Raw genomic sequence first — 25,626 nt, 5'->3', positions numbered from 1 at the left:
GCGCGCTCCTCAGTGCTGGTGGCCGGCCTCGGACTTGCCGAGCTCCGCCTTGAGGATGAAGCTGTTCTTGCCGACGTAGCGCTCGCCGGCGGCGACCCCCGCCAGGATCTCGACGACGGCCGCGCCGCGCTGCGGCTCGGCGCCCTGGGCTCCGGGCTGCGCGTCGGCGCCCTCGGCCCCGAGCCCCGGCGCGCTCGTGCCCCGCCGCCCGACCTTGACCGCGCGGGCCTCGAAGCCGCCGCCCTCCTCGACGAAGACGACCTCCCTGCCCTCGACCCGCTGGATGGCCTCGTCCGAGAGGACGACGGGCGCGGCCGCCTCCTCGACGGCGATGTCGGCCGTCGCGAAGAGCCCGGGGCGCCACGCGGCGCCGGGGCTCTGCAGGACGACGCGGGCCACCGCGGAGCGGTTCTGCTCGTCGACGACCTGCCCGAGGTACGCCACCGAGCCTCGCGCGGCCTGGTCGATGCCCTCGGCCTTGACCCAGGCCGTCTGGCCGACCTGCACGCGGCTGAGGTCCTTGGCGTAGACGGTGACGTTGACCCAGATGGTGGACAGGTCGGCGATGACGAAGACCTGGGTGTCCTCCTTGAGGACCTCGCCGATGGCGATGTGCTTCTCGATGATGGTGCCGTCCATCGGGGCGACCAGCGCGTAGCCGGTGCCCTTGGCCGCGCCGGAGCCGGCGGCGGCGCTGAGCTTCTGGGCGGCGCTCCGGTGCTCGATCCGCGCCTCGGCGACCGCCTGCTTGGCCGCGAGGTACTCCTTTTCGGCCGAGATGCGCTCCTGCCAGAGCGCCTCGTGGCGCGTGAAGCTCGCCTCGGCGAGGGCGAGGCGCTCCTTGGCCGCGAGGAGCTCGCGCTGGAGCTCGGCCAGCTCGCGGCTGTCGAGCACGGCGAGCACCTCGCCGCGCTTCACGGTGTCGCCGAGCTGCTTCTTCACCTCCCGCGCGGTGCCGGGCACCCGCGGGGTGACGTGCGCGATGGCCTCCGCGTTGAGCGCCACCTCGCCGGGGAGCGTGACGGTCGCCGCGACCTTGCCCGGTCCGGCGGTGAGGATCTCCAGCCCGGCGTTCTGGAGCATCGCGGGCGAGAGCTCGAGCTTGCCGCCGGCGTGGGCGTGCGCCTCCTCGTCGTCGCCGTGCGCGTGGTCCTTGTCGTCGCCGTGCGCGTGGTCCTTGCCGTGCGCGTGGCCCTTGCCCTCGTCGTGCTCGTCGCCGTGGGCGTGCCCTCGCTCGCCCTCGCCGTGGCGGTGCCCGTCGTGCTCTCCGTGGCCGGCCTCGTGGTCGTGCCCGTGGCGTCGATGCTCGATGAGCACGGTGAGGGCGACGGCCCCGACGAGGAGCGCCAGCACCGCGGCGAGGGTCGCGGCGATCGCCTTCGGCGAGAGCTCGATCTTCCGCTGGGGGGCGCTCATCGGAGGGCCCTCCCCGCGGCGACGAAGAGCTCGATCTTGGCCGCTGCGTGGGCGTGCTCGGCCTCGAGCAGCGCCGCTTCTGCCTCGATGACCTCGCGGCGCACCAGCAGCACGCTCGCGAGATCCTTCTCGCCGAGCTCGTACCCGCGCGCCGAGATCGCGGCCGCCTGCTCCATGAGGGCGGCGGTCGGCGCGAGGGCCTGGAGGGCCTCCTTCGTCGCCCGGTAGCGCGCGTAGAGCTGGTGGATCTGGCCCACGGCGCCGGCCCGCGCGGCGTCGGCGTGCGCCCGGGCGACGTCGATCTCGGCGGCGGCCGTCGCGGCGCCGGCGCGGTTGGCGTTGAGGATCGGCAGCGGGACCGCGAGGCCGAGCATGCCGATGTTCGCGCCGTCGTCGCGCTCGACCTGGGCGACGACGTTGACGGTCGGCCACCCGGCCGCGCGCTCTCGCTCGGCCTTGGCGCGGGCGGCGTCGACCGAGGCGTCGGCGGCGCCGACATCGGGGCGCCGCTCCACCTCGCCGAGGATCGACGCGAGCGGCGGCGGCTCGCCGGGAGGCACGAGGGGTCCCTCCACCGGGAGTGCCTGCGCCGCCGGCGAGCGGAGGCCGAGCTGGGCGAGGAGCGCGGCCTTGTCGGCGTCGCGCGCGCCTTCCGCCGCCTTGGCGGCGGCGACGTCGCGCCCTTTCTGGAGCAGCGCCAGGGCGACGTCGACCTCCGGCACCTCGCCCGCCTTGCGCTGCCGCTCCGCCGCGGCGTGGAGCCGCTCTGCGAGGGCGACGCGCGCGCGGGCGAGCTGCACCTGCCGCTCGTCGCGGAGCACGAGGGCGTGCTGGAGCAGGGCGGCGAGAAGGACGCGGCGCCGGCCGTCCTCGGCGCGGATGTCGGCGGCGCGCTGCTCGGCTCTGGCCGTGGCGACGCGCTCGCCTCGCTGGCCGCCGAGCTCGATCGGCCACTCGAGGGACGCCGTCGCGGCCGCCGGCTTGCTTCCGTCGGGGTTGATCCGGACGCCGCCCATCCCGGTGAGCACGGGGTTCTCGAGCGAGAGCACGCCGGCTGCCGAGGTCGCCGCGCGGGCGACGCCGGCCTCTGCCGTGGCCACGCGCGCGCCCGGCGCTGCGCGGGCGAGGTCGGCGACGCGGGCGCGGCCGAGGGGCGGCTCCGCGGCGAGGACGGCCGCGGGCGCGAACAACGGGGACAGCAGGAGACCAAGGGCAATCGAGGAAGCGACGAACGGACGACGCACGCAGGAGCGAAGCATGGACGAGCAGCCCTCGAGCGCGTGGAGCGCTCGCGCGAAGAACCGCGGTTGAGTCCGGTCAGGAGCGCGCGAGGGGGCCGAGCCCGTGGCGGCGTGGCGCTGGGGCGCTCACGCGCCGGAGGCCGGCGGCCGTGCTCGTGGATGCGATGCCTGACGCGGGCGCCTCAAGCGCGGGGGCGTCGGGGCGGCCGTTCGAGGCGGTAGGTAGGAGAGCGCCCTGGCCTTTCCGGGGGCGACGATGCGGGGATCTCGTAGGCCTCGAGGAGGATGTACGGCAGCACCACCTCGAGGGACAGCGTCATGGGGATGCGGCCGCACGCGCAGTCGCTGCACCCGGGCGGACAGTCGTCGTCGTGCGAGCCGTCCGGCGCCGCGTTCTTCTCACCGTCGTCATGGGAGGACGACGGCTCGAGCATCGGGTGCTCGCACGCGAGCGCCACGCCGAGCGCCTGGAAGGTGTGTCCCTGAGCGACGAGGCCGACGACGAGGAACACCGAGAGCGCGGCGCAGATCCAGCGAAGGATCGCGCTGCGGTTACGGTGGGGTCGCCGGACGCGGGACATCCAATGCGAGGGTGGAGGAGGATGGGACGAGCGTCAAGGAGCGCGCGGGCACAGCCGCGCGCCGGGGCCGGGCTCCCTCCAGGCAACGTCCACAGCAAGAACGCGATCTCCCGCCCGGGATGTCATGTCTCGTGGCTGAACCGGCGCCCTGCGCCCTCGAGCTGGGGCGACAAACCTATCGAGTGACCGCGACAGCGCTGCTTCCAGGTGGCCGCTCCACGCTCTGGCGGCATCGCCGCTTGCCCCGGACCGGCGAGCTCATGTACAATCCGCCGCGGGGTGGGCGAGCGATGAAATGGCCCGGGGGAACGGGGCAGGAGCCGCGGAGCATCGAGCGCTGTCAACGATGGCCCGGCACCGCTTCAGACGCCGAAGGCTTGGGGGCTGCCATGAGAAAACTGTTTAAGATAACGATGTTCCTCTGCGCTCTCGCTATCTTTTGGCCAGGCTGCGCGTCACCATGCCGTCTAGCCCCCGAGAAGGACTGCGACTGGCACGACCCAAGCAACGAATGCCGCTACGTCTGCGAGGAGGGAGAGCTGGCAGATGGCCCCGGCGATGACGACGGGGAGCAGGAGCCTGATGCTCCTTCAAACCAAGATCGTCAGCCCGAAGGGCAGCCGTCCGACGAGGATGGCGGTGCGGACGTGAAATGAAGGGCAGACGAGCGCGGATCACTCACTGCCCGAGGTAGGAGCTTCGCCCCCCTGGGCAGAATGCTCGCTCTGGGACGAGCTTCGGCCCGGCAGCGCACCACGGATCCATTTCAGCAGCTCTGGATAGGTGTGATACTTGTCGAGCCGCGCCACCTCATCGCCATCCTTCAGGAGGATCAGCGTCGGGAATGTCGTGATTTCAAACCTATCGATCAGCTCCTGGTGCCGATCGGCGGTCAACCTCCCGACCCGGAGCTCTCCTCGATGCTCACGCGCGAGCTTCTCCAGCTCGGGCGCCATGAGTTTGCAAGGTGCGCACCAGTGGGTCGTGAAATCCACCAGAACGAGCCCGTGGCTGGTTGCTGCGTCGAAGTTCGACGTTGTGAGGATGGATACGTGATGCCCCTCCCTCGCCTGGCGGGGCCCTGTGCCCGTCAGATCGCGAACACACTCCAGCAAACCTTGGAGATAGTACCTCCGTAAGTAGATCGCCGGAAAGAGCTCCTCCGGGTTCCCTGTCTGCAACAGCGCGTAGTACTTCCTGTCCGCGGCCTTCTTTTCCTGCTTCCCCACCGAGAGCCCAAACGCCAGCATCCTGGACATCACCTCGCTGTCGCCGTTATTGCAGCGATCGACCGGATGCCCGGGGGCCGCGGAACGGAAAGGAGCGTAAATCTCGGCCTCGAGCAGGTCGAGCCGGTGCAGCTCTTCTCCAAGCCGCATCTCTCCGACCACCTCGTCCCTCGCTACGGGATCAGGCTGTCCGTGCCGAGCACGCGCGCCGGCAGAGCCGCAGCCTGCCAACGCCAGGAACAAGAGCGCGATTGCCGCCTCTTTCATGGCGCTCAGCCTACGCCTGGCGCTGCTCCGACACGAGAGAGAAAACCTGACGGCGCTTGATCTGCGGCTCAAGCGGTCGCCGGCCGATGGGGAGCAGCGGCCTCGAGCCCCCGGTGGTGCGCGCCGACTGCACCGCCGCGCGCACGACCGACATGCGCGAACGGAGGAGCCCGATCACGTTGTTGCGCAGACGAGCCCCTCGCGCGCCTTTTTGCCGCCGTCCAGGAACCAGGTAGCGCCGTCCAGGAACCAGGTAGCGCCGTCCAGGAACCAGGTAGCGCCGTCCAGGAACCAGGTAGCGCCGTCCAGGAACCAGGTAGCGCCGTCCAGGAACCAGGTAGCGCCGTCCAGGAACCGGACAGCGCCGTCCAGGAACCAAGGCTCGCCGTCCAGGAACCAGGCGAGGACAGGAACCTCCCGAGGGGCGCCAACAGGTTACGCGATGACGAGGGAGCCGAGGCGCCCTCGCGCTACCGTTTCAGCCAAGCACGGTCGGTCATCGCGCCGGCGGTGGGCTCGGATCGCCTCAGCCGTCGCGCTGGCGAACCGTCTTCACCAGCACCGCAAGCGCAGCGGAGCGCAGCTTGTAGAGCGTGCTGAGAGGCACCTTGTACTTCTCCGCGAGATCGGCCATCGGGATTTCGTGGATGTCGTGCGCGATGACGACGGCAGCGCCCTCGACGTCGTGCATCTCCCGCAGAGCGTTCACCACGGCGAGCCGCCGCTGCTCGGCCTCGATCGTCCGCTCTGCGCTGGGCGCTTCGTGCTCGACCTCCGGCAGCTCGGCGGCGAGTTCCTCTCGACGGTGGCGCGCCGACCTGAGGTGATGATCGACGCGATGGTAGACGAGCCTCCTCACCCAGCGCTCTAGCGGGGGCATTCCAGTGGCCTCGGGATCGGGCCGGTACCGGCCCTCCTCGCTGGCCTCCCAGGCAGCGAGCATCACGTCCTGGGTGAGATCGTCGACGTCCGCGCGCGTGGCCCGCGTGGCGCGGAGGCTCCTGGCGATCAGGCGCCGCACCAGGTGCGCAAGGGCGGCGAGCTCGGCGACCGGGATGCGCTGCGCTCCGAACTCGCGGTGCCTCTTGTAGGCGATCGCGAGGGCGAGGAAGACGAGATGCCAGAGCGCTACTGCGACGTCGACGGCCGCCATACGGCCACCCCCTGAACGACGATCAGCGCCAGGTAGAGCACCACGAGCATGTTCTGCGCGCTGATCCAGCCGGTGAAGATGTCGGCCCGGTAGGGGCCACCGGTCACAAACGCGAGCTCGATCGCGACGATGACCGCCGTGCAAACGGCGGGAACGGTCGTCTTGCGGTCAGACCTCAGCCAGACGAGGAAGCCCCCGAGCGCGACGCAGAGCGATGCGAGCTCCGTTGCGAGGTAGAAGCGATGCAAGACCGCGCCGCGCGGGTAGGTCGCGACCATGAACCCGACCGCGGCGGCGTAGGCAGCGAGGACGCCCCAGGGCCGCCGCCGGACGAACATCCACACCGCGAGGGCAGCGATGCCGGCGCGCCACGCGACGAACAGCGCGCCGTCAACGTCGGCTGCGACGCGTACCCAGCCGGTGAACGGCGCAGAGCCGAGCGCAGCGCGCGCCGGTTGAAGGACCCAGGCGATCAGCCGGTTGCGAACGACGTCCGACGCGAGCGAGAGGATCAGGAAGGCGGCGACGGGCCGGTGCTCCGGGTTGCGCCGGGCGAGAACCACCGCCAGGGCGGCCGCCACGAGGGCCAGCGCGTACAGCGCGGCGATCATGCCTGCTTCTGAGCGACGAAGCGCGTCAGGTCGGCTTCCGCACCAGCCAGCGTTTCGCGCGTCGCGGCCAGGAGCTCCGCGTCGGGGCTCACCTTAATGAGGGCGTCAACTTCGACGAGCAACGCGCGGAGGGCCTTCAGAGCGCTGTGAGGATCCGGCGGAGTGATCGACATGGCCCGAGGAGGCTACTCGGCGCCGCATCGTCGGCCAAGACGCCACGAGCCCGGAGACCACAACCGTCAGCTCGGGTAGCCGCCACGTCTCGGACAGCCACCACGCCTCGCACAGCGCCCAGGTTTCAGACAGCCACCGCGTGACGATGTGTGGATCCGGCGGGGTGATCGACATGCGGGAAAGCTACCAGGGAGAGGTCGACGCGGACGAATTAGTGAGAAATCAGATCACAAAACCGCAATGCGTTGGCGTCGCTGCCAGTAGGTGCCACGAGACCACCGCCAGGCCATCCCCGCAGGAGGCAACTGCGGGCGGCGCGCCGCTGCCCCCGCCCCGCGTGACGCGCGAAGGGCGCGCGACCGAAACATGGGCCCGTCGCTTCCGCGCGCTGGGTGCGTCGCCTGAGGCCGGGTGCCGCCTCGCGCGCAACGTCTCGGTCTCGCGGTCGGCGCGGTCGCCTTCGGCACGGGCGTGGTCGGTACCGTCACCGCGTCGCGCCGGGTCCAGGACGAGCCGGCCGGGCACGCCGCCCGGTCGCATGAGCTCCGTCGAGCGCAGGCCACGGCCGGTGGCGGTCGTCTGGCTGGGGTCCGTTGCGCGCGCCCAGCTGACCGGCGCCGAGCTTGAGGGCGTGCCCGTCGTGCGTCCGCCCTGCACTGACGACGGCTCGCCCTCATCGCCGACAGCTACCTGGATGGGGACGACCGGCGCCTGCCGGGGCTCCGCCGCGCGCACCATCCGCCGGCCGGTCCGCTGGTGCTCCGGCGCTCTCAGCCGGCGGGCACATCGTCAGGCGCGTGCTCGCTGATGCGCGCGATCGGGCAGAGCTCGCGGGCGTGATGGGCCTACCGGCTCGCGAACGCGGCTGGAGTGGCGGCGGGGGGCATCGCTCTAGCTAGCGACTGGGAAGATAGGCCACGACGCTGTCCGTGCGCGGCCCGCGTTACCCGAGCGTGCGGCGAAAGCGCGCTGCCGTGAGGCGTGGCACACGGATATGGGGTGGCGCCGCGCCAGCGACGGTCGCTCTACCTGGAAGCGCGAGGCCATTCGCCTGGAGTAGCTGAAAGATGCGTTCGGGCTCCGAAACACGAGCGAAAGTGATTCTTGCGTCCTCCCGCTCCCACGGCTCGTCAGCGACGACGTCATCGACCAACGTCACGAGAACCCAAGGCTCTGCTTGAAGCTCGTCGAATCCGGGTAGACGGCTGCGAACCTCAAGATTCCAAGCCCGAATTTCTACCTCGTCTCTACTCGTGGTCCGGAGCACCCAGTCGAGCATTTCGCGCAGCTCGTTCAGCTCACCCCCGTCTATCTCGGAAAGGACGCGCACGGCTCCACGAAAGAAGGCATCGGGCTTGTTCACAGGGTCGCGCAAGTACTCCTGTGCCAGCGCGCCGAGCGGTACCGTTGTCGCTGAGTCGACCTGCTCCATGAGCGCGCGCACGGAGCGCATAATCACCTCGCGCACCGCCGGCTCCTCTGCACGTGCAGCAATTCGTCCTTCGATTTCCTCACGCGTCACGTCTTCCGATGCGGCCCAGTCGTCGGTGATCCTGCGCCAGAGGCGCTCTGCCTCGATCCGCTTCCAGTGCATGCCGGTCCACCACAGGCCGCTGAGCACGACCGGCATCACCGTCGCCAACGCTGCGACGGCTGGATTACTGGCGAATGCGACAAGGACGGCAGAACTCGACAGTTTCGCGGCTTCAATCGCGCCCGTCAGGGCAGCGTCGGCGGCCGCTTCTACAACCTTCTCGGGACTGGCCGGTGTCTCGTTCTTTCCATAGCTCATGGCTGATGGTTAGCATCGGCGAGCGCACTTCGGAGTGTGTTCGCGAGTGCGGCAGCGCAAGATGCGGAAGAGAGCGCTCGGTTACAGGGACGTGGTACCTACGCCCTGGAATTGAGGTGCGTGTCGTTCGGGTTCGTGGAGGACGTCCGGACGGCCGCGCCGTAGCGCGCTGGAAGCGTCTGATGCGTCCGCTACGTCCGTCGCGCCGCCCTCGCCGTTGGTGACGCGGTGGACGCGCGTCGTGCGGCGCTCTCGTTCTGAGCAGGTCAACCACGGACTGAGGCCATCGGAGGTAAGACCACGCGCAGGCCGGCCAGAGCACCGCTGCCGTAGACGCACGCACCGGCGCGCATTCCGCTTGACATCCGCTCTAAAGAGGCGCTGGTCTTGTCGCACGCGCCCGGGGCTTCACTCACCCGGCAGCGTGTGCAGCCCGCGGGCATCGCTGTGCGTTTGTGTAGGCACAAACGGCTACTCAGCAACGCTGAAACAAACCGTCGAGATCACACACGATCTCGGAAGCCGAGCGGACCCGTCGAGGCAAAAAGAGCGACGCCGCTGGTACTGCACAAGAGCTGAAGGGAATGCCTCAGCTAAGTATCGGAAACAATAAGGGGAAGATTCGAAACTTGAGTCGGAGTGCGAAGGGGGGGACTTGAACCCCCACGGTGTTACCCGCTAGCACCTCAAGCTAGTGCGTCTGCCAATTCCGCCACCTTCGCGAGTGGGTCGCGGGACGGAACCTACCCAGCTGGCCAGGGAAGTCAAGCTAATCCTCTCGAAGTCGTCACACGGCCGGCGCGGCACCCAGGCAGCTCTCTGGCCGGCGTGGCGGCCGCGCGGCCTCGGCCGATCGTCCGCTGCGGCGCCGCGCGGCCGGGACGCATCCGCGCCGGCCGACCAGGAGCAGCCCCCGGAGCGCGCCCTCACCCCACGGAAACGCCGCGCTCGCCCCCGCGCCGCGCCTCCAGACGCCGCGCTCGCCCCCGCGCCGCCGCTCCCGTCAGCGGACGAGCGCCTCGACGATCTCGCGGATCTCGAACGGCTTGCGCACCCACGACACCCCGGAGTTCGGCGGGAGGGGCGCCGCGACGGCGCTGCCGGACATCACCACGAGCCGCACGTCGGGGTTGGCGCTGCGCACCGCGGAGACGGTGCCGAGGACATCCTGCGCGATCGGCGAGATGTCGAGCAGCGCCGCATGGAACGGGCCGGACGCGAGCGCGCCCGGGAGCTCCACCGCGCTCTGCACGCTGACGATGCTCGCCCCGCGCGCCGTGAGCGCCGTGTCGAGCAGATCCACCACCGCGTCGTCGTCCTCGACCACCAGGATCCTCACGCCCTCGAGGACCGCCCCGGGGAGCGGCGACGTCGTGCTGCGCGGCGCAGGCGGCGCCTCGTCGGCGTCCCCTTCCCCGGCCTCCGCCTCCCCGTCGTTGCCGGGCGCGCCGCCCGCGAGCGCGGAGCCCTCGATCGGCCAGCGCAGCTCGAAGCGGGCGCCCTCGTCCGAAGGGACGAGCGCGAGCGCGCCGCCCGCGGAGCTCGCCAGCGCCGCAGAGTGGCGCAGGCCGATGCCCGCCCCGCCAGGACGCGTCGACACGCCGGAGCTCAGCAGCGTCGCGCGCCGCGACGGCGGCACCCCAGGCCCCTGATCCGCGACGCCGACGATCACCGCCGCGCCGTCCAGCCTGGCATCCACGCGCACCGCAGAGCCGCGCGGCGAGAGCGCGACCGCGTTGAGCAAGAGGTTCGTCAAGATCTGCACCACCGCGGCGCCGTTGCTCACGCAAGCCCGCGCGACGTCGGGATCGATCTCGGCGCGGAGCGCGATCGACGAGCGGCGCGCCTCGGGCTCGAGCCCGGTCACCGCGTCGTCGATGACATCGGCGAGCAGCCGCGTCGGCTCGCCCAGCGGCGTCGACGCGACCTCGCCGTCGCCGGCCGGACGCCCCTCGGCGTCCGCGCCGATCGCCCGCCGGATCAGGCGGCGGGCGTCGCGCGCCCGCGACACGGCGACGCCGAGCGCGCGGCTCAGCTCAGCGCCGCGATCGGCCTGGGCCCGCTCGATGCAGCCAACGATCACCGTCAGCGCGTTGGAGACCTCGTGCAGCGCGACGGCGAGATCCTGCGCCGACGGCAGGGACGCGCTCGCGCGCTCCTCCTCGGTACGCTGCCCCGGTTCGCCGCGCAGAGGTGGCGCGAGGGTCAAGCCATCCTCTGTTGAAGGCTCCGATGTCCCACCGCGCGTCGGCTGCGCCACGGGCGCTAGCCTATCTCGCTCTGCGCTGAGCTGGTACCGCCCTTTTTCGCTCCGACTTCACCGGGACGTCGATGGGGGGAGCGGCAGGACGTAGGAGCCGTCGGCCTCCGACCGGGTCTCGCCGATCTGGATGACCCCCGTCACCGTCCCCTGCGCGGTCTTCCTCTCGACCGGCAGCCAGGCCACGACCGCGGCGTCGGCGAGCCGGTCGCCCGACGACGCGTCGCGGACCACGCCCTGGAGCACGGCCGGGTACGACATGGCGAGCTCCAGATCGATGACCGCGGCGTCGGTCGGAGGGACCACCAGGCGCGGCCGCACGAGCCACGGGTAGGCGGACCCCGGCGTCGGCCGGACCGAGAAGTCGAACTCCCCGGGGTCGACGCCGATGGAGAACGCGCCGTTGCGCAGGACCCCGGACGCCTGCCGGGGCAGCAGCGGCTCCGGGTTGAGCACCTGGTTGAGGTAGTTCGTGGCGTCGCCGAGGGAGGGGACCGCGACCACGCTCGCGCCGTCCATCAGCTCGCCCGCGGGCCCCTGGACACGGCCGCGCAGCGCCCCGGCCTCCGGGATGAGGATCGACTGGCCGCAGTAACAGTCGTCGCCGGCGGCGAACCTGAGCGACTGCCTGGCCCTCGCCTTGGTGGTGTCGTTGATCGGCTGCGCGAAGACGACGTACTCGCCGGGCGGGAGGTCGGCCCGGAAGAGGCCGCTCGCGTCGGTCTCGGTGTCGAGCTTGTAGGCGGCGGTCGGGGCCTGGTCGATGGTCGCGCTCTGGATGCGGACGGCGGAGAGCACCGGGGTGCCGCTCGCGTCGAGCGTCCGGCCCTCCACGCGGCGCGCCGCCGCGTCGAGCTGGAGCAGCGAGAGGGTCAGGTTCGCCGTGGACCCGTGGAGCGCTATCGCGGCGAGCTCCCAGTAGACCGTGGGCCGCGGCTCGCCGTCCTTGGGCCGCAGCCGGATGAGCGGGCTCTTCTGGCTCTTCTCCCTGTCGGTCCAGTAGAACTTCACGCTGAACTCGACCCGCGACGCGGTCCCCGGCGGGCTGGGCTCGCCTTGCTCGAGGACGCCGACCTGCGAGATGACGCTGCCGGTCAGCGGGTCGACGAGGTCGAGCTTCCACCCGTCGACGCTCAGGCCCGCCGGCACCTGCAGGCTGCCTTGAAGCACCGCGGGAGCCTCGGCGTTGACGCCGAGCGTCCACTGCTCGGGCACCTGCTGGTTCGGCAGGAAGATCGGCGGGGGGAGGTCGCCGCTGCAGCGGCTGTGCGGCTGCGGTACCAGGTAGAGGTGATAGCTCCCGGGGGGGATCGCGAGCTGGAACCGGTGGCCACCGGAGCCGTTCGGCTCCGAGATCGCCGCGTAGCTCTGGGCGGGCAAGCCCAGCAGGGGCGCGATGCGCCGGAACTCGGCCTTCACCGGGAAGTCCCCGCCGGTGAGGTCGCCGCAGTAGGAGCCGCCGAGGCGCAACGTGACCGTGACGCGCGCGGGCGGGGGGATCCGGAGATCGAGGGAATGCACCTGCCCGCCGGCGTCGTCCGGGGGGAAGATGCTGCCGGCGTCGAGATCGAGGAGGTGAGAGACCTCCGCGCTCACCTCGCGCGAGACGCGCGGCCGGATCTCCAGGAGGAGCCCGTCGAGGTGCGCGCTGGTCGAGACGCACGCTCGGTGCCCGTCGACCTCCGCGCAGGTCGCCCCCGGGCCGCACTCGACCGACCGGTCGCAGGCGTTCGTGGGGCCCGCGGCCGCGTCCTCGAGGGGGATGCTGCACGCCACCGAGGCCGGCAGGCAGGCGAACAGCAGGGCGCGCACGGCGGGTCGCGCGCTCACGGCGCCCTCCTCGCCGAGAGCGCGGCGCGCTCGGCGCAGCGCGCGCGCCGTCGCGGCGCCGTGGGAGCGCGCGGCGGCGCCGAAAGGACGCTGGCGACCGGAAGCCGCCGAGCCGAGGAGGGGAACGCGCGCGGCCCGAACGGGTCCGCACCCGAGCAGGCGCAGGAAAAAATCACGCTGGAAAGAGAAGGCGATGTTCGTGCCAACGCGCTGCCGGCGTTCCGGGCAACGCGAGGCGTGCGTGCCGCGCGTGCCGTGCGTGCCGTGCGTGCCGTCGACGGAGCAGCGCGCGGCGTGCATCCTGCGCGCTGGGCGGCGCGCAACGGGCGGCGAGGCTGTGACAGCGCTGTCGCGTTGAGACAGACGCACCGAGGTGACCAGGCCGCAAACGTCGCAGCGGGGTGAAGCGTGGGCGTGCACACGGGAGACCTCGGAGGGACGGGGTACAACAGGGGCGCTGCCGGCGCCGCGGGGCGCGCGGTCGGGCGCGGAGGACACGGCGGCGAAGGCTGCAGCGCGGCGGCGGCAACGACGCCTACGTGCCAGCGCGGAAGCGCGAGCTGCCCGTGTCGACCCGCCGGAGTGAGGGCACCGTGCCGGGCTGCCATCGCGCTTCGGCGTACTCCATCCGCGTCGCGAGGCGTACGAGATCGGCGACCTCCGGGTGCGCCGCGCACGCGGCGGCGAGCCCCTCGGGCCGGGAGAGCGGGACGGCCAGCTCGAGGCCGCGCTCCTTGACGGTCGCGCGCACCGCGGTGGCGAGGTTGCCCGCGGCGAAGAGGCCGGCGCGGCGCATCGCGGTGCGGGTCGTCTTGACGGCCGCCTCGTAGGTCATCTTGCTGGCGCTGTCGCAGATCTCGCGGAGGCGGCGCTCGGCGCGCGGAGGGATGAGCTGCCAGAGGTTCTGCTCCAGCCGCACCACGGCCGGGTTGCCGCGCGTGCTGTGCGCGGTCGCCTCCAGCGGGCCGAAGGCGGCGACGACCGCGGAGAGGAGCGTGCGGAGCTCGTCCTCGGCGCTGGTGTTCACGAGGACGTAGTCGGGCATGGCGCCGGCCAGGTGAGCGCCGAGCAGGTAGCGCAGCTCGGGGCTGTCCTCGCGGATCTCGCCCCGCAGGAGCACGGCCGGCGGGTTGACGCGGATGACCTGGCCCTCGGGCGACGGGGGCGCAGGCGACGGCGCGCGCTGGTGGAAGAGCGCGGTGCGCAGGAGACCCAGGTGACCGGCCACGGCGCCGTAGAGCTCCCCGAGCACGGTCGGCGAGGTCGGCTGGACCCGCTCGGAGGCGACGAGCCCGGACTGGCCCGCGTCGCGGCGGTAGAGGCCGGTCTCCCAGACGAGCGCGAGCGCCTCGTTGACCGGAGACTCCAGGTCGCGGAAGAGCAGGGCGCTCACGAGCTCCGGCGCGTCGCGCTGCGCGGCGAGGAGCGGGGGCAGGACGGCGCCGTCGCCGCGCCGGTCGGACGGCTCGTCGCCCTCGAAGGCGCGCAGCACGTGCTCGATGGCGCGGGCGTAGGTCATGTTCTTGTCGGCGACCGCGGCCGCCTGGAGGCGCTCGAGGGCGCCCCGATCGCCGAGCCGCAGGTGGGCCTGCATCCGGCGGACCGCCAGCGCCTCGCGGGAGCGATCGTCGCGCGGGGCGAAGCTCTTCATGAGCCGCTCGCCCGCCTCGTACGAGCCGGCGGCGAGCTCGCGGAACAGCGCGGCCTCCTCGAAGCTCTCGGCCGCGGACGGCGGCCACGTGGTGAGGAGCCGCGTCGCGGAGGAGGGCGGCTGGAGCGACACCGGGGCGGAGACCGGCGGCGAGGCGTGCTGCGCGCCGGCGCTGGCGCGGCCCGAGGCGGCGCCGCTGCGCGCGGCGTTGCCCTCCGCGGCCCCCGAGGGCGACGCCCCCGCGGGCGGGGCGACCGCCGGCCCCTCGAGCAGGTCGTCGTCCGACAGCGCGGGAGAGCTGGCCCGCGATGCGTCGGCCGCGATCAGCGACTCGTCGAGCGGGTCGTTGAGCTCGACCAGATCGATGTTCGGATTGCCGGAAGCCGGCGCGGCGCCGCTCGACGGCGCGCGGCTGCTCGCGGGCGCGGCGCCGACCGACGGCGCGCGGCTGCTCGCGGGCGCGGCGCCGACCGACGGCGCGCGGCTGCTCGCGGGCGCGGCGCCGACCGACGGCGCGCGGCTGCTCGCGGGCGCGGCGCCGACCGACGGCGCGCGGCTGCTCGCGGGCGCGGCGCCGACCGACGGCGCGCGGCTGCTCGCGGGCGCGGCGCCGCCGGCCGACGGGGTTGGACCGCCGGGCTGCGCCTCGGGCGCCGCCGGGGCAGGCTCCGTGACGACGACCCGGGCCGGTCCGGCGTGAGGCACTTCCTCGGGCGGCAAGGTCGCCCGCTCGCTGGCCAGCTCGGCGTTCAGCTCGGCGATCTTCAACCCGAGCGAGCGATCCGAGCCCGCCAGCACCGTGGCCTGCGCGAGGATCTGCGCCGCGCGCTCCGGATCGCTCGACGCGTGCAGGCGCGCGAGCTGCGTCAGCGCGCGCGCCCGGTCGATCCCCGAGCTCTGCGCGACGAGCTCCTCGAGGGCCTTGCGGGCGGCCTCGGGCTCGCCCCGGGAAGCCGTGAGCTCCAGCTGGCGCCGCAGCGCCAGCGCGCGCGTCTCCGGCTCCGCCGCGGCCTCCTCGAGCAGGCGCGCCGCCGTCTCGAGCTCGCCGGCGTTCTGCGCGGTCTCGGCGGCGGCGAGCGCGACGCGGCCGCGCGCGCGCATGCCCTGGAGATCGCCGCCGAGCGCGCGCTCGAACAGCGGGAGGGCGGCGGAGAAGTTCCGCTTCAGCGCGAGGCGCTCCGCCATGCCGAGCGCGACGAGCGTGCTCGGGCCGACCTCGGCGTGGCGCCGGGTCAGCTCGCGCATACCCGCGCCGTGGCCCTGGATGACGTCGAGCGTCTCGGCCAGGAGAAACGCGTGCAGATCGACGTGCGCGGGGCGCAGGCGCGGCGCGATGCGGCCGAGCTCCTCGACCGCGGCCTGCGCGTCGCGCGGCGTCCCGGTCCCGCGCAGGCGATACTCGATGCGGCGCGCCTCGAGGACGGCGTCGGGCGACTCCGGGGCGAGCTTCACGGCGCGGCGAGCGCGCTCGAGGGCCGTTGCGTCGTCGCCGAGCATCGAGGTGGCGCGCGCCGCCTCGACGAGCAGCTGCGCGCGCCGCTCGGGGGCGTCGCGCGACGCGCTGGCGAGCTGATCGAGCGCCGCGGCGAGCGCGTGGCCGTCGCCCTCCCGGCGGGCGATCTCGACGCGGAGCTCGATCACGGCCTCGCGCGGCGCGATGCGCGCGACGCTCTCCAGGGTGTCCTTCGCGGACTCGACGTCCCCGCCGCCGAGGTAGCTGCTGCACGCGCGGAGGTTGTACTCGGCCCGCTCGTCGGTGGTCGTCGCGAGATCGCCCAGCCTGCACCAGAGCGGGGCGGCGCGGAGCGGCGTCCCGAGCCGCTCGTAGATGTCCGCGAGGAACCGGAGCGCGCTCACGTCGTCCGGCGACGCCGCGAGCAGGGCCTCGAGCTCGGCGCACGCCTCGTCGAGGAGGCCGAGGCGCTGCTCGAGCAGGGCAGCGCGCCGGAGCCGCAGCGCGCGCCGCGTGTCCGGCAGCGGGGCCGCCTCGATGCGGCGCGCGAGGAGGGCGGCGACGGCGGCGTGATCGCCGCGATCGCTCGCGTCCTGCTCGACGACCTCGAGGGCGTGCAGGTCGGTGAGGTCCAGCCGGGCGATCGCCTCGAAGAGCGCCACCGCGGTGCCGCGATCGCCGAGCTCCTGGGCGAGCGGCGCGAGCTCGCGCAGCACGAGCAGCCGCTCCTCGTCGCTGGAGGCGGCGCCCTGGAGGCGCGTGAGCACGTCGAAGAGCTGCCGGCGATCGTCGCCGCGCCGGGCGAGCCGGATGAGCTCGTCGAGGTGCGCCTTGTCGAACGGGGTCTTCTGCGCGGCCTCGAGGAGGAGCTCCAGCGCGCCGTGGAGATCGCCGCCCGCGGCGAGGATGCCGGCGAGCTCGCGCGTCATCTCGAGGCGGGCGGCGCCCGTCACGTCCACGCGCGAGAGCTCGGCCTGGAGGAGCGCCAAGAGCTCGCCGCCGCGCTCCTCGGCCGCGTACAGCCGCCGCAGCTGGGCGACGATCCCGGCGCGCGCGTCGCCCTGGAGCTGGCCGCCGGCGAGCGCCCGCTCGAGGGCGACGATGGCCTCGGCGCGCTGGCCCTCGCGCTCGTGCTTGTCGGCGAGGTGCAGCAGCGCCTCGAGGCGCCGCGCGACCGGCAGGGCGTCGTCGAGCGAGCGCTTCAGCCCCTCGTCGCCGCTGGCCTCCACCGCCGCCTCGGCCTCGTAGGCGAGCACGTCGTCCTCGGGCGCGCGGCGGGCCGCCTCGACGAGCAGCGCCGCCGCGACCGGCGGCACGTTGAGCGCGCCCGCGAGCTTGCTCGCCCACCGGAGCAGGCCGGGGCCGACGCTCGAGTGCGGCCTCATCGCGGCGGCGTACACGGCCGCGATGAGGTGCGACGCCGGCTCCGTCTGCCGGGCGAGCTGGCCGACGATGTCGAGCAGCGTCTGGAACTCGTCGACGTCGCCGTCGGCGAGCATCGCGCGCTCGATCGCGGCGAGCGCGAGCGCGGGGGCGTCGAGGACCTCGACGGCGATCCGCGCCATCGCGAGCCCCGCGCGAGCCCCGTCGGGCCCCTCGAGCTTCGCGATGCTGGCCTTGACAGCGCGATCGAAGCGGATGGCCTCGACCTCCGGCTGCCCGTTGAACGCGACCAGGTCGCGGATCGCCGCGCCCACGTCCTCGACGATCGCCGGATCCGGGCGCACGACCATCGCGCGGAGCAGGATGTCGAGGCGCAGCCGGAGGCCCTCCTCCGTGCGGCCGGTGAGGGCCGCGGCGCGCTTCAGCCACGCGTTGCGCGACGCCGGATCGGCGGTCGCCGCCACCCGCTCGAGCGCGCGCACGGCCTCCGCGGGCTCGCCGGCGTGCTCGGCGAGCCGCGCGAGCAGCACGTACGAGGTGCCCTCGGTGGGCACCGCCTCGAAGCTGGCCACGGCGTGCGAGAGCGCGAGCTCGAAGGCGCCGCGCCGCTCCAGCTGCCGCGCGGCGCGGTAATGGGCGGCGCGGCGGCCGTAGCAGCCCAGGGCCGCGTCGGCGAGCAGCCGGTAGGTCTTGTCGAGGACGGCGACGCCGCCGTCGGCGTCGGCCGACTTCTCGACGAGCGCGACGGCGTCGGCGCGGAGCGGATCGAGCTCGATCGCGCTCGCCGCCGCGGCGAGCGCCCGCTCGGGCAGGCCGTGCTCGTGCGCGAGGTTGGCGGCCTCGATCAGCAGGCTGGCGCGCCGGCGCCGCTCGGGTCCGACGTCGCCCGACCACGCGCTCTCCTCGGCGGCGGGCTGCGCTCCCCCGTCGCCCCGCGCCTCGGCGGCCCGGGCGACGATCGCGTCGATCGCGGCCTCGACGCCCGCGAACTCGCACATGTCGCGCGCGTAGCGCTCGGTCCCGCCGCTCGGCGCGACCTCGCTCGCCCGGAAGAAGGCCGCCTCGGCGCCGCGATGATCCTCCGCCAGGTCCCAGAGCAGGCTCCCGAGCTCGCGCCATGCGGCCGCCGCCTCCGCCGCGGCGTCGCCGCCCTGCGCGGTGAACGCCCGGGCCTTCGCATCGGCCAGCGCGATGGCGCCGTCGGAGCTCAGCCCCTTGGAGAGCAGCGACGCCTCGATGCGCTGGACCCGCGCGAGGACCTCCTGGGGGTCGGCCTCCTCCGCGGCGGCGCGCGCGAGCTCCTGCGCCGCCCCGTCGGGGTCGCCGCCGTCGAGGCGACAGTCGGCGAGCATGAACATGAGCTCCGTGGCGTGCGACGCCGTGATCTCCACGGCCAGCCACCGCTCGAGCACGGTCACGGCGAGGTGCGGATCGCCGGCGCGGCGCGCGAGCTCCAGGAGCCGCTCGCGCAGGAGCGGGTTCTGCGGGCCGAAGACGTCGAGCGATCGGCGCGCGAGCGCCGTGCCGCGCTCGGGGTCGAGGTCGTAGAGCGCGTGCAGCGCGCTCGCCAGCGGGGCCGCCATCTCGCCGAGCGGCTTCGGCTGCGCCAGGATCCACGCGAGCGCGTCCGAGAGCCGGGCCGCGTCGCCGGCGACCGCGGCGCGGCGGATGAGCTCCGTGGTCGCCTGGGGGGACCCGGGCCGGAGCGCGAGCCACCGCTGGGTCCACGCGAGCGCGAGCGGCAGCTCTCCCAGCGCCTCCAGCGCCCTCGCGAGGCCGTCGCAGAGCGCGCCGCGCGGGAACACCGTGGTGATGGAGCGCTCGATCGCGGCAGCGACCGCGCGGTCGACATCGAACGGAGGCGCCTCGCCCGCCTCGGCGGCGGCGGAGAGCTCCGCCGTGAGGATCGACGCGAGCGTGGCCACGGCGCGCGTGCTCGACGGATCGGCCTCGCAGGCGAGCACCGCGACCTCGCGCGCGAGCGGCGCGGCGCGCACCCGCTCGTAGAGCGCCGCGGCGACCGCGAGCAGCACCGCGCGCAGCGCCGGCCAGACCGGCGCGGCGAGCTGCACGATCGCGTCGGCGCGCTCCCGCAGGCGCCCGGCCCGCGTGGCCAGCACGAGCGCAGCGCTGGCGGCGCCGCGGTGCCCCGGCGCCTCGCCGAGCAGCGGCGACACCTCGTCGAGCGCGCGGGCGTCCTGGCCCTGCCGCCGGGCGATCGCCGACAGGAGGAGCCGGGCGCGCACCAGCTCGACCCGCGTCAGCGCGGACGCGCGGATCGCCTCGGACCTCACGGAGCGCGCGCCGTCGCCCTCCGGGGACGGCGGCCGCGCCGCGTCGGCCAGCCGCGCGCGCAGCAGGGCGTCGAGCGCGGCGCCGCCCCCGGTCCGCCGGCTCACCCGATCGAGCGCCAGGAGGCAGCCGCGGTCGGTCGGCAGCGCCCGCGCGAGCCCCACGAGCGCCTCCTCGTAGGCAGCGCGCTCGTCCGGGCGGCCGCGGTAGATCACGACGAGCCGGCGGAGCGCGTCGATCCGCCCCTCGGCCGTGTCCGCGCCGCGGAGCGCGCGCTGCGCCGCGGCGAGCGCCTCGTCCTGCGCCTTGAGCCGCTCGGCGATCCGCTCGAGCCCCGCCGCGGAGCGCTCGGGGTCGCCGCCGGCGCGCTTCAGCGCCTCGAACGCCCACCGCGCGAGGCCGGGGTCGCCGATCTTCTCCTCCGCGAGGCGCGCGAGCTCCGCGAGCGCGTCGATGCGCGCCGCCGCGTCTTCCCGCGCCCGCGCGTCCGAGCCCTCGCCGATGCGGATGAGCGCCTCGACGAGGGGCGCCATGTCGTGCAAGGTCGCCGCGTGCTCGCGCAGCGCCGAGCGCGCCGCCGCGTTGCTGGAGTCGCTCGCCGCGGCCTCGATCCAGGCCTCGACGGCGCGATCGGGGCTCGCGAGCGGGCCGGCGTAGAGCCGCGCGAGCGCCGCGTACGCCTCGGCCCTCGGCGCCCCGGCCCGCTGCTCGGCCCTGATCTCGAGCCGCGCGGCCACGAGCTCGTAGAGCCCTGCTTGCTCGAGCACCTCGTCGATCGCGCGGGCGGCGTCGCCGTCGACCTCCCCGTCGAGGCCCGCGTCGAGCACGCAGCCGACCGCGCGCGCCCAGTCACCCTCGCTCGTCGCGCCCTTGAGCCGGTGGCCGTGGACCTCCGTCGCGCGCTGCAGCGCGGGCGGGCCGGCCGACGCGCCCTCGCCGCTGGACGCCCGCGCCGCGAGCGCTTCGGCGTGCGCCCGGAGCACCTCGTCGGCGGCGCCGTGCCGGCTGCGCACGAACAGCGCGGCGGCCATGGCCTTGGCGGCCATGTCGTCGTGGGGGGCGATCTCGAAGGCGCGCAGGCGGTCCTCGAACGCCGCCTCCCGCTCGCGCGCGGCTTCGCGCCGCTTGGCCGCCTCCAGGTACGCCTTCGCCGCGGCGGCGGGGAACACCTCCTCCGACGCCCAGGCGGCGATCGTGCCGAGCAGCTCGCTCGCCATCGCGTCGTCCGGGGCCAGCTCGCTCGCCTCTTCGAGCGCGTCGACCGCGCCCGCGACGTCGCTGGCGCGCGCCAGGAGCACGGCGATCTTGACCAGCATCCGCGCCGTCGCGCCGGGCGGCTGCGCGTCGTCGCGGAGGCCGCGCAGCGCCGCTGCGGCCAGCGCCGGCTCGCCCAGCCCGGCCAGCCAGCCGGCCAGCTCGCTCCTCATCGCGGCGTCGTCGCCCAGCGAGAGCGCCCTCCGGGCCAGCGCCGCCGCCCGGTCGAGCTCGACGCCGCGCGCGGCGAGGATCCTCGCGAGGGCGAGGGCCGCCTCGCGCTCTCCTTGCGCGTCGCCGGCGGCGCGGCGCTCGTCCACGCGCGCGCGCCAGTAGGCTTCCTCAGCGCGCGGGCCGCGGTGGCGCGACACCGGCGCGACGGCCCGGCTCCCTCCGATGAGCAGCTGCCCCGCGGAGGCGGGCCCCGCTGGCTCCATCAGCTCCGGCGAATGCAGCGACCTCCGCGCGCCCGACGCTGATGCTGCCCGTTCCGGAGGTGAAGAGCTCATTTCGGCGACCCGCTTCGGGTATGCTGAACCCGATCAGCCTAACAGAACGACCGTGGTACAAGGCCAGTCTTCCGGTGCGATCTCGCGCCTTACCTGAGCGTCACCGCGAACGGTAGCACCGTGAGCGCCCTCTCTCCGGCCAGGAGCGGCGCCATAGAGGCGGCGAAGGTCCCGATCTCCGGCGCGACGCCGAGCCACTCGGGCAGCAGGGCGCCGGCCATCGCCTCCCGCGCGCGCTTCTTCAGCGCGGCGCGGTCCGGGGCCCGCGCGGCGTCCTCGCCGGTCTCGTCTCCGGCGGCCAGGAGCTCGAGCAGGCCTCCATCGTCCTGCTCGATCTCGACCGGCGCGTCCTCGGGCAGCTCCGCCAGCTCGCGCGCGAGCGCGATCGCCCGCTCCAGCCCGCCGAGCTCATCGACGAGCGAGCGCTCCTGGGCCTCGACCCCGCCGAAGATCCGCCCCTCCGCCGACGGCGCGATCGTCTCCAGCGGGAGGTTCCGCCCCGCCGTGATGCGCTTCAGGAACAGATCGTAGACCGCCTCCATGCTGGCGAGCACGCGGGCGCGGGTGGGCTCGTCCCAGGGCGTGAGCGCCGACATGTACGCGGCGCGCGCCGCCCGCGTCGGATCCGGGTTGGCCGCGACGGTCTCCGCGTTGATCCCGATGTCCGCGAGCGCCTTCCCCACGGCGAACTTGCCGCCCACGACGCCGATCGAGCCGATGATGCTCGTCGGCTCGGCGAGGATCTTGGTGCCGGCGCAGGCCAGGTAATAGCCGCCGCTCGCCGCCATGCCGCCGATCGAGACGACCAGCGGCTTCTCCTCCCGCAGCCGCATCAGCTTCTGCCAGAGCAGATCCGACGCCAGCGCGGACCCGCCGGGCGAATCGATCCGGAGCACGACCGCCTTCGCGCTCGTGTCCTTCGTCAGGCGCGCGATGATCCGCCCGAGCTCGCGCTCGCCGATCCCGTCCGACGAGCCGAGCGGCATCCCGCTGGCGGTCATGGTGATGCCGCCGATCGCCGGCACGACCGCCACGTGCGGCGCGCCCAGCGTGCTCGCCCCCGAGATCGAGCGGAACACGTCCACGAGGCTCCGCGAGAGGCTCGGGTCGCGCGGGGCGCCGCCGAACCGCGGCACCGAGAGCTCGGTGCCGGCGAGCTTCTTCGCGTCCTCGAGCGCGGCCTCGACGTCGCCGAGCTCGTCCACGAGCCCCCGCGCCTTCGCCTCCTCCGGGGCGAACGGGCCGTCCTCGACGGCCTCGCGGAGCTCCTGCTTGCCGCGCCCCTCCACGATGCCCGAGAGCCACGCCTCGCGGAGCCCGCCCAGCGCCGACTGGAGCGACTGACGCGCCTCGGGGCTCGCCCCCTCGCGCGTGAACGGCTCGCTCGCGCCCTTGAACTTCCCCACCTGGAGGAAGTCGACGTCCACGTTGAGCCTGTCGAGCAGCCCCTTCGCGAACATGAGCTGCGCCGCGATCCCCACCGTGTCGACCTGCCCGGCCGGGCTCAGCCAGAGCTTGCTGCAGGCGGCGGCCGCCAGCAGCATCGTCGCGTTGTTGTACTCGTCCGCGTGACACACGACCGGTCGCCCCGCCTTGCGGACGTCGCCGAGGATCCGGCCGATCTCGTGGGCGCGCGCGAAGGCGAGGCGCGCGCTCCCGAGCCGCACGAGGACGCCCTTCGCGCTCTCGGCATGGGCGAGCTCCCGCAACGACCGCACGAGCTGCGCATGGGTCCTGCCGCTCGGCGGGCCGAAGAGCGACGCCGACGCGCTCTCGGGGAGCCCGCGCGAGAGATCGATCTCGATGACCGCCGGCTCGTCGAGGCGCCCGGCGGCCGGGGCCGGCAGCGGCGCCGCCCGCTCCCTCCCGGTGCACCCCGCCATCGACGCCGCCGCCGCGAGCGCGCCCGCACCGAGCCACCACACCCGTCGAGCTCGGCGCTTACTCATGCTTGATCCCGGGCAGATCGGAGGTGTCGATCACAGGCGCCGTCGTGCTCGGCGAGGCGGTCGGCGGCGGGTGTACGCCGGGGAGGTCGCTCGTATCGATCGTCCCCCCCGGGGCGACGTAGTCGTCCGGCACGCGGCCGTCGTCCGGCTCCCGGCGAACGCGCCCCGGCGCGGCCGGCGAGCTCGGACCGGGAGCGACCGCCGCCGGAGAGCTCGGGACGGGAGCGCCCGCCGCAGAGCTCTCCGGGCGCGCGCTCGAGGCCGGCTCGGCGCCGCCGCTCGGCTTGTCGTGCTCGTCCGGCGCCTTCTCGACGCGGTCGACGAAGGCCCGGAGCGGGCGCGCGAGCAGGTGCGGCGGGCTCATGGCGAGCAGGCGGTCGTTCTCGACGCGCGCGGCCGCGAGATCGCCGGACCGCGCGAGCGCATAGACGAGGAGCGCCCGCGCCCGCCCGGGGATCTGCTCGACGCTCGCCGCCGCCCGGAGCCGCTTGACGACCGTGGCCCAGCTCGGCTGAGCCTCCGCGAGATCGAGCGCGGCCAGCGTGAGGGAGTTCTCGGGTTGCGCGCTCTCGGCCGAGATCGAGGCGACGAGCTGCCGCGCCGCGGCGAGGTCCCCCTGCACCCGGAGCAGATCGATCGCGGCGCGGCTCACCTCTGGATCCGCCGGCGCGACGCGCCGCGCGTGATCGACCGCCTTGCGGGCGCGATCGATCGCGCTCTTGAGCTCGTGCCGCATCGTGTCCAGATCCGGATCGCCCTCGGCGAGCAGCTGCAGCCGCAGCCACCGCATGTCCGCGTTCACCGTCTCGACCCGGGCCAGCGCCGCGGCGACGCGCGGATCGTCCTCGGCGAGCGCGCTCGCCTTGACGAGCTTGTCCCTCGCGGTCTCGAGATCTCCCTCGGTCAGGCTCCGCTCGCCGTCGGCGAGCAGGGTCGCGACGCGATCGTCGCTCGTCGCCGGACGGGCCTGGACGGCCGGCTTGAAGTACCTCGGCCCGAGCGTCGCGACGCTCACCACCGCGAGACCGACGACGACGAGCCCGACGATCCACCGCGCGATCCCGGTCCTCTTCATCGGCAGCGAGGTGATCCGCGTGTCGCCGTCGCCGTCGTCGGCGTAGGAGGGGCCGCCGTCCGGGTCGGCGGGCGACACCAGCGGCATCGCCCCCGCCCTCCGCCCCGCGCGATCCTCGGCCGCCGCGCGCGGCGACCCGCGCCTCGCCACGGGGCCCTCGTCTCCCTGGCCGTCGGCCGAAGCAGGAGCGGCCGCGCGGTCGGCGCGCGGCGGCGGGGCGCTGTTCGGGATCCGCAGCGGGCCGAGCCCGGAGGCGCGCCCCAGCGCTTCACCGCCGGCTTCGGCCCCCGGCTTGACGCTGCCCGGGCGCGCCTCGGCGACCCCGGCGCCGCGGAGCGTCCGCGGCTCTTGTCGGCGCGCGGGGTGCGCGTCCGGCAGCGGCGGCGCCTCTTCCGGCGGCACCACGACCCCGGGCAGCGCGCTCGGCTTGAGCATCGCCCGCGCCGGAGCGCTGGCCTCGGGCTCGAAGGCGGCGGGCAGCGTCGCGCGGCGCGGCGAGGGGCGCTCCTTGGCGGACTGGACCTCCCGCACGTCGCGCACCACCGTCTCGTCGTCGTGGATCGACCCGGGACCCGCCTCCGCGCTGGGCTCTGCGCGCGGGAGCGGGATCGCGACCGAGCCCTCGGTCTGCACGGGCGCCGGGCCGCCGAGCCCTGGAGGCGTCAGCGACCTCGAGCGGCTGGGCATCGGCGACGGCCCGCCGATGCCCAGCGCGGTCCCGGCCATGACCATGCTCCCCGGGCCCTTGAAGAACGGCTCCAGCTCCGCGATCGATCCGAGCCGCCGCGGCCGCGCGTTCCCGCGCGAGATCACGTCGTCGCGGGTGACGTGGCCCTGAGAGATCGCCGCCTGGAGCTCCCGGAGCATCCTGAACTCGAGCTCCCGGCCGCCGAGGGTGCGCACCAGCCACTTCTCGGGGAGGGCGCCGTCGGTGCGGCGCACCTTGAACTGGTAGCCGCAGTTCGTGCACTTGACCGTCGTACCGCGCTCCGACACGAGGGCGTCGTCGAACTCGTACTCGGTGCTGCAACGCTCGCAGGTGACATCCATCGGCTCGACCGGTCCCCGTGTCCTCGCGAACGGCTGGCCCACAGGCGCGAGCCTGCCGGGATCCCTCATTCGGAGGTGGCCGCCCGGAACTCGGCGGAACGGTAGCACGGGTTCCCCTGCATGCCCCAAGCGGTCCGCGCCGCGCCGCGCCATCCGGTCCGGCCGCCGCGAGCCGGCCGCCGAGCGCCGGCCGCGCGAGCTCCCCGCCGCGTCCACCCGCCGCCTCCATCCGCCGCGAGCCAGCCTCCGCCGGGCGCGGCGCATCCGCCGCGAACCGTCGCGCGCTCGGGCCACATCCCGACGTGAACGCGGCTTCACGGCGCGCGCGCGGGCCGCCGAAATGCGCCGCGTCTCGCTGGGCTTGTTCGGGGCATGTCGCTTGCTACGCTCGTCCGGTCGCGACCGTCACGCGCGAGGGCGCCGCCCCTCGACGCCGGGCGGCCGAATGCCTTCGGG

At 74.2% G+C, this 25,626-nt stretch carries 13 protein-coding genes and 1 tRNA gene; all 14 read right to left on the bottom strand.

What is annotated here, in order from left to right; translation table 11 throughout:
* Window positions 1-9: 9 nt before the first annotated feature.
* Window positions 10-1,416, bottom strand: coding sequence for an efflux RND transporter periplasmic adaptor subunit (locus WMF26_RS48590; RefSeq protein ID WP_437998258.1), 1,407 nt, complete (start codon window positions 1,414-1,416; stop codon window positions 10-12).
* The gene (locus tag WMF26_RS48585) at window positions 1,413-2,675 is read right to left on the bottom strand and encodes a TolC family protein (RefSeq protein WP_437998257.1); all 1,263 of its coding nucleotides are present in this window, start codon (window positions 2,673-2,675) and stop codon (window positions 1,413-1,415) included. The genes WMF26_RS48590 and WMF26_RS48585 overlap by 4 nt, the downstream gene beginning before the upstream one ends.
* A gap of 164 nt (window positions 2,676-2,839) precedes the next feature.
* Complete coding sequence (locus tag WMF26_RS48580; RefSeq protein ID WP_437998256.1) at window positions 2,840-3,238, bottom strand: hypothetical protein; 399 nt, start codon at window positions 3,236-3,238, stop codon at window positions 2,840-2,842.
* Between the two features lie 674 nt (window positions 3,239-3,912).
* Window positions 3,913-4,734, bottom strand: coding sequence for a thioredoxin family protein (locus tag WMF26_RS48575; RefSeq protein WP_437998255.1), 822 nt, complete (start codon window positions 4,732-4,734; stop codon window positions 3,913-3,915).
* Window positions 4,735-5,260: 526 nt separating this feature from the next.
* Entirely contained in the window at window positions 5,261-5,887 is a 627-nt protein-coding gene (locus tag WMF26_RS48570) for an RNA polymerase sigma factor (RefSeq protein ID WP_437998254.1), read from the bottom strand.
* The gene (locus tag WMF26_RS48565) at window positions 5,863-6,498 is read right to left on the bottom strand and encodes a hypothetical protein (RefSeq protein ID WP_437998253.1); all 636 of its coding nucleotides are present in this window, start codon (window positions 6,496-6,498) and stop codon (window positions 5,863-5,865) included. Before WMF26_RS48565 ends, WMF26_RS48570 begins: the two co-directional genes overlap by 25 nt.
* Window positions 6,495-6,671: a hypothetical protein gene (locus WMF26_RS48560; RefSeq protein ID WP_437998252.1), complete on the bottom strand. Its 177-nt coding sequence runs from the start codon at window positions 6,669-6,671 to the stop codon at window positions 6,495-6,497. Before WMF26_RS48560 ends, WMF26_RS48565 begins: the two co-directional genes overlap by 4 nt.
* 944 nt (window positions 6,672-7,615) lie before the next feature.
* Window positions 7,616-8,464 carry a hypothetical protein gene (locus WMF26_RS48555; RefSeq protein WP_437998251.1) on the bottom strand — a complete coding sequence of 283 codons (849 nt, stop codon included), beginning with the start codon at window positions 8,462-8,464 and terminating at the stop codon, window positions 7,616-7,618.
* Between the two features lie 640 nt (window positions 8,465-9,104).
* Window positions 9,105-9,186: transfer RNA gene (locus WMF26_RS48550), tRNA-Leu, on the bottom strand.
* Between the two features lie 281 nt (window positions 9,187-9,467).
* Window positions 9,468-10,673: an ATP-binding protein gene (locus WMF26_RS48545; protein WP_437998250.1), complete on the bottom strand. Its 1,206-nt coding sequence runs from the start codon at window positions 10,671-10,673 to the stop codon at window positions 9,468-9,470.
* 108 nt (window positions 10,674-10,781) lie between these two features.
* Complete coding sequence (locus WMF26_RS48540) at window positions 10,782-12,554, bottom strand: carboxypeptidase-like regulatory domain-containing protein (protein WP_437998249.1); 1,773 nt, start codon at window positions 12,552-12,554, stop codon at window positions 10,782-10,784.
* Window positions 12,555-13,089: 535 nt separating this feature from the next.
* The gene (locus WMF26_RS48535; RefSeq protein WP_437998248.1) at window positions 13,090-21,024 is read right to left on the bottom strand and encodes a hypothetical protein; all 7,935 of its coding nucleotides are present in this window, start codon (window positions 21,022-21,024) and stop codon (window positions 13,090-13,092) included.
* Window positions 21,025-21,185: 161 nt separating this feature from the next.
* Window positions 21,186-23,045, bottom strand: a complete 1,860-nt coding sequence (locus tag WMF26_RS48530) for a S49 family peptidase (RefSeq protein WP_437998247.1) — start codon at window positions 23,043-23,045, stop codon at window positions 21,186-21,188.
* Entirely contained in the window at window positions 23,038-25,170 is a 2,133-nt protein-coding gene (locus tag WMF26_RS48525; protein ID WP_437998246.1) for a zinc-ribbon domain-containing protein, read from the bottom strand. Before WMF26_RS48525 ends, WMF26_RS48530 begins: the two co-directional genes overlap by 8 nt.
* Window positions 25,171-25,626 lie beyond the last annotated feature (456 nt).

The organism is Sorangium sp. So ce185 (genome assembly GCF_051526825.1).
In the GTDB taxonomy this organism is placed as follows: domain Bacteria; phylum Myxococcota_A; class Polyangia; order Polyangiales; family Polyangiaceae; genus Sorangium; species Sorangium cellulosum_D.
The sequence above is the reverse complement of the archived record's forward strand: the minus strand, read 5'-3'. Positions and strand labels throughout refer to the sequence as shown.

Bases quoted from the DNA above. Each gene is read 5' to 3' on its own strand.
- WMF26_RS48590 (WP_437998258.1), bottom strand. From the start codon at position 1,416: ATGAGCGCCCCCCAGCGGAAGATCGAGCTCTCGCCGAAGGCGATCGCC.
- WMF26_RS48585 (WP_437998257.1), bottom strand. From the start codon at position 2,675: ATGCTTCGCTCCTGCGTGCGTCGTCCGTTCGTCGCTTCCTCGATTGCC.
- WMF26_RS48580 (WP_437998256.1), bottom strand. From the start codon at position 3,238: ATGTCCCGCGTCCGGCGACCCCACCGTAACCGCAGCGCGATCCTTCGC.
- WMF26_RS48575 (WP_437998255.1), bottom strand. From the start codon at position 4,734: ATGAAAGAGGCGGCAATCGCGCTCTTGTTCCTGGCGTTGGCAGGCTGC.
- WMF26_RS48570 (WP_437998254.1), bottom strand. From the start codon at position 5,887: ATGGCGGCCGTCGACGTCGCAGTAGCGCTCTGGCATCTCGTCTTCCTC.
- WMF26_RS48565 (WP_437998253.1), bottom strand. From the start codon at position 6,498: ATGATCGCCGCGCTGTACGCGCTGGCCCTCGTGGCGGCCGCCCTGGCG.
- WMF26_RS48560 (WP_437998252.1), bottom strand. From the start codon at position 6,671: ATGTCGATCACTCCGCCGGATCCTCACAGCGCTCTGAAGGCCCTCCGC.
- WMF26_RS48555 (WP_437998251.1), bottom strand. From the start codon at position 8,464: ATGAGCTATGGAAAGAACGAGACACCGGCCAGTCCCGAGAAGGTTGTA.
- WMF26_RS48535 (WP_437998248.1), bottom strand. From the start codon at position 21,024: ATGGAGCCAGCGGGGCCCGCCTCCGCGGGGCAGCTGCTCATCGGAGGG.
- WMF26_RS48530 (WP_437998247.1), bottom strand. From the start codon at position 23,045: ATGAGTAAGCGCCGAGCTCGACGGGTGTGGTGGCTCGGTGCGGGCGCG.
- WMF26_RS48525 (WP_437998246.1), bottom strand. From the start codon at position 25,170: ATGGATGTCACCTGCGAGCGTTGCAGCACCGAGTACGAGTTCGACGAC.